The sequence below is a fragment of the Streptomyces sp. NPDC020379 genome, from assembly GCF_044387105.1.
Classification (GTDB): domain Bacteria; phylum Actinomycetota; class Actinomycetes; order Streptomycetales; family Streptomycetaceae; genus Streptomyces.
Genome location: NZ_JBIRVR010000056.1, coordinates 1 through 1,435 on the forward strand (window position 1 = coordinate 1; position 1,435 = coordinate 1,435).

Genomic DNA, 1,435 nt, shown 5'->3' on the forward strand with positions numbered 1-1,435 from the left:
AAATCCGTCACACATGTAAGGCTGAGACCTGATGCCGAGCCGATTGTGGTGAAGTGGATGATCCTATGCTGTCGAGAAAAGCCTCTAGCGAGTTTCATGGCGGCCCGTACCCTAAACCGACTCAGGTGGTCAGGTAGAGAATACCGAGGCGTTCGGGTGAACTATGGTTAAGGAACTCGGCAAAATGCCCCCGTAACTTCGGGAGAAGGGGGGCCATTTCCGGTGATGGAATTTACTTCCTGAGCTGGGGGTGGCCGCAGAGACCAGCGAGAAGCGACTGTTTACTAAAAACACAGGTCCGTGCGAAGCCGTAAGGCGATGTATACGGACTGACGCCTGCCCGGTGCTGGAACGTTAAGGGGACCGGTTAGCTTGGATTCGTCCAGGCGAAGCTGAGAACTTAAGCGCCAGTAAACGGCGGTGGTAACTATAACCATCCTAAGGTAGCGAAATTCCTTGTCGGGTAAGTTCCGACCTGCACGAATGGCGTAACGACTTCTCGACTGTCTCAACCATAGGCCCGGTGAAATTGCACTACGAGTAAAGATGCTCGTTTCGCGCAGCAGGACGGAAAGACCCCGGGACCTTTACTATAGCTTGATATTGGTGTTCGGTTCGGCTTGTGTAGGATAGGTGGGAGACTGTGAAGCGGGCACGCCAGTGTTCGTGGAGTCGTCGTTGAAATACCACTCTGGTCGTGCTGGATGTCTAACCTGGGTCCGTGATCCGGATCAGGGACAGTGTCTGGTGGGTAGTTTAACTGGGGCGGTTGCCTCCTAAAGAGTAACGGAGGCGCCCAAAGGTTCCCTCAGCCTGGTTGGCAATCAGGTGTTGAGTGTAAGTGCACAAGGGAGCTTGACTGTGAGACCGACGGGTCGAGCAGGGACGAAAGTCGGGACTAGTGATCCGGCGGTGGCTTGTGGAAGCGCCGTCGCTCAACGGATAAAAGGTACCCCGGGGATAACAGGCTGATCTTCCCCAAGAGTCCATATCGACGGGATGGTTTGGCACCTCGATGTCGGCTCGTCGCATCCTGGGGCTGGAGTCGGTCCCAAGGGTTGGGCTGTTCGCCCATTAAAGCGGTACGCGAGCTGGGTTTAGAACGTCGTGAGACAGTTCGGTCCCTATCCGCTGTGCGCGTAGGAGTCTTGAGAAGGGCTGTCCCTAGTACGAGAGGACCGGGACGGACGAACCTCTGGTGTGCCAGTTGTCCTGCCAAGGGCATGGCTGGTTGGCTACGTTCGGGAGGGATAACCGCTGAAAGCATCTAAGCGGGAAGCCTGCTTCGAGATGAGGACTCCCACCCCCGTTGAGGGGTTAAGGCTCCCAGTAGACGACTGGGTTGATAGGCCAGGTGTGGAAGACCGGTAACGGTTGGAGCTGACTGGTACTAATAGGCCGAGGGCTTGTCCTCAGTTGCTCGCGTCCACTGTGT

General features: G+C 56.2%; 1 rRNA gene. It reads left to right on the top strand.

Annotated elements, in window-relative coordinates:
* Positions 1-1,414 (top strand): 23S ribosomal RNA (locus ACH427_RS32305); the annotation flags it as partial.
* Between the last annotated feature and the right edge of the window lie 21 nt (positions 1,415-1,435).